The 2,455-nt window shown below is 69.3% G+C and carries 4 protein-coding genes; 1 reads left to right on the forward strand and 3 read right to left on the reverse strand.

From position 1 onward, the window contains the following. Nucleotides 1–135: 135 nt before the first annotated feature. Complete coding sequence (locus ACFFNX_RS47595; RefSeq protein ID WP_378213024.1) at nt 136–639, reverse strand: FecR family protein; 504 nt, start codon at nt 637–639, stop codon at nt 136–138. A 218-nt stretch (nt 640–857) separates the two neighbouring features. On the opposite strand from ACFFNX_RS47595, the gene ACFFNX_RS47600 reads away from it, so the two are divergent. Beyond that, nucleotides 858–1,658, forward strand: a complete 801-nt coding sequence (locus ACFFNX_RS47600) for a class I SAM-dependent methyltransferase (protein WP_378213026.1) — start codon at nt 858–860, stop codon at nt 1,656–1,658. 25 nt (nt 1,659–1,683) lie between these two features. Here the strand turns inward: ACFFNX_RS47600 and ACFFNX_RS47605 are convergent, their stop codons facing one another. Then, the gene (locus ACFFNX_RS47605; RefSeq protein WP_378213028.1) at nt 1,684–2,076 is read right to left on the reverse strand and encodes a nuclear transport factor 2 family protein; all 393 of its coding nucleotides are present in this window, start codon (nt 2,074–2,076) and stop codon (nt 1,684–1,686) included. A gap of 105 nt (nt 2,077–2,181) precedes the next feature. Continuing rightward, the coding region (locus ACFFNX_RS47610) for a response regulator transcription factor (RefSeq protein ID WP_378213029.1) at nt 2,182–2,455 on the reverse strand (274 nt) is incomplete at its 5' end.

The following is a 2,455-nucleotide window of genomic DNA, read 5'->3' on the forward strand; positions in this document are numbered from 1 at the left end:
ACACTCCCCGCCCAGGGACACTCCCCGCCCTCCCAGGGGGCGCCGACCCCACTTCCATTGTCAAGCCACCCCACACGCCAAAAGAAGACCACACGCACGGCTGTGGAAAACCCACGACCCAAATCGAGGCAGGCCCTAGCTGTGCTGTGGCGTGGGCGACTGGGTGGCCTTGGCCGGCACCTTCTTCGGCGCGAACACCCGGTTCGCGGTGCGGGCGTTGCCCGCCCCGGCCCGGCCGTAGACGAGGATGAAGTCGTTCACGGACAGCTTGGACAGGTCGGCCTTCTGGCCGTCCTTGTGGAACTTCGTGCCCTTGGCCGTCTGCCACTGCCAGGTCGTGCCGTCGAGGCTGCGGACGGTAAGGGTGCTCCCGCTCTTGGCGGTGAGCACGCCGCGCTGCCAGGTCACCTGGACGAACCCGTTCTTCTTGGTACGGACCGTCGCGTCGCCGTGCACGCCGACGCGGCGGCGCAGTGCCTTGCGGGCCTGCTGACGCTGTTCGGCGTTCGCCTTGGGCTTGCTCGCCGCGGCGGGCACGGCCTGCGGAGAGCCCGCGGAGGCCGGGACCGCGAGGTAGACACCGGTACCCACCACGCCGATCGCCAGGGCGGAGACGCCACCGAGAACCTTCTTGTTCACCTTCGTGTCCCTCCTTGGTTGACGTCATCCACTGAACCCGACGCCGTTCAGAGGCGAGATGGAGAATTATGGGAGTTCGCTGGGAACCGTCAGGAACCTTCCAGAGAACGGCGGACCCGCCCGAGTCGTACGGCCGGGCCGTCCGCTGTGGATAGACTGACGCGCGCCCGTTGCCGTTGTCAGGGCCAACGAAATCGTCGACATCAGCGAGTGATCGCATGCCAGAGGCCAAGAAGAACTCCGTCGCCAGCACGCTCCTAGGGCTGCTCGGCAGCCGCCGGGACACCCCGGAGACCTTCGACGGCGAGCACCAGCCCGCCGCCGGCGAGGGACAGCTGGAGAACCACCTCGGCGGTGACGAGGCCCGCAACTATCGGCAGTACGAGCACGACATGGTCGCGCCGCACGTCGGGCGGTCGCTGCTGGAGGTCGGCTCGGGGCTCGGCCACTTCTCCGAGCAGTTCGCCGGTCGGCTCGACTACCTCGTCGTCAGCGACAACGACACCTACTGCGTCGAGCAGCTCAAGAAGCGCTACGCCGGACGGGACGACGTCGAGGTGCTCGACCTCGCGCTGCCCGCCGAGATCAAGATCAAGCGCAAGGTCGACACGGTCGTCATGATGAACGTCCTCGAGCACATCAAGGACGACGTCCAGGCGCTGAAGGACCTCGCCGCCGTGGTGGAGCCGGGCGGCCGCATCGTCATCTGGGTACCGGGCTACATGCAGCTCTACGGCGACTTCGACCGCAAGGTCGGCCACGTCACCCGCTACACCCCGAAGACGCTCCGGGCCACGGTCACCGGCGCGGGGCTCGGCATCGACGTGCTCAAGCCGATCAACTTCCTCGGCGGCATCGCCTGGTGGGCCGCGGTCCGCCGCGGCGGCGCCGGCTACCCCGACCCGAAGCTGGTCAAGATCTACGACCGTACGGTCGTGCCGACCACCCGGGCCATCGAGAAGGTGATCCGGCCGCCGTTCGGCCAGACCGTCTTCTGCGTGGCCCGCGTCCCGGAGTAACGTTCGGCGGCGATGAGCCGGCCGGTCACGCGCTCATCGCCTCCTGCTTGATGCGCTCGAACTGCGCGCCCATCGCCTCGGCGAGCGCGTTCAACCCGGACAGCGGCCGCACCATGACGGTCAGTTCGTCGATGAGACCGTCGTCGTCCAGGTGCAGGAAGTCACAGCCGTGGACCTGCCTGCCGTTCACCGTCGCCCGGAACACGAGGGCGTGGTCACGGCCGTCCACGCCGATGATCTCCTGTACGTAGTGGAAGTCCTCGAACACCCGCGCGGCGCCGCGGACGACCGCCGCCGCGATCGCCCGGCCCGTGTACGGCCGGTGCGCGACGGGGCTGTTGAGGACGGCGTTCTCGGCGAAGAGCGGCTCGATCGCCGCGAGATCGCGGGCCTCGATGGCCTGACGGAACGAAAGCATGCCCCACCCCATATTCAACTTTTTGACTATGTGCGCCCGACGCTAGCCCCCGTCCGAGACGCCGTCCAGGGGGTGGCCGGGTGCCGTCGGTCACGCCGTCGCGGGTCAGGCGAGGCGCAGGCGGTGGGCGGTGGCGGCGGCCTCGCCCCGGCTGGCCACGCCCAGCTTGCCGAGGATGTTGGACACGTGCACGCTCGCCGTCTTCGCCGAGATGAACAGCTCCTCGGCGATGTCGCGGTTGCTGCGTCCCTCCGCGACCAGGCGCAGCACCTCCTGCTCGCGTGGGGTCAGGCCCAGGGCCGGCGGGCCCGCCGCCGAGCCCGCCACGGTCAGCCGCGAACGCCGCGCCAGCCGATCGATCTCGGCGCGCAGCGGCCGG

The organism is Actinoallomurus acaciae, from assembly GCF_042429965.1.
Lineage (GTDB): Bacteria > Actinomycetota > Actinomycetes > Streptosporangiales > Streptosporangiaceae > Actinoallomurus > Actinoallomurus acaciae.

What these genes read in the sequence shown, in the direction of transcription:
- ACFFNX_RS47600 (WP_378213026.1), top strand. Translation starts at nt 858, where the DNA reads ATGCCAGAGGCCAAGAAGAACTCCGTCGCCAGCACGCTCCTAGGGCTG.
- ACFFNX_RS47605 (WP_378213028.1), bottom strand. Translation starts at nt 2,076, where the DNA reads ATGCTTTCGTTCCGTCAGGCCATCGAGGCCCGCGATCTCGCGGCGATC.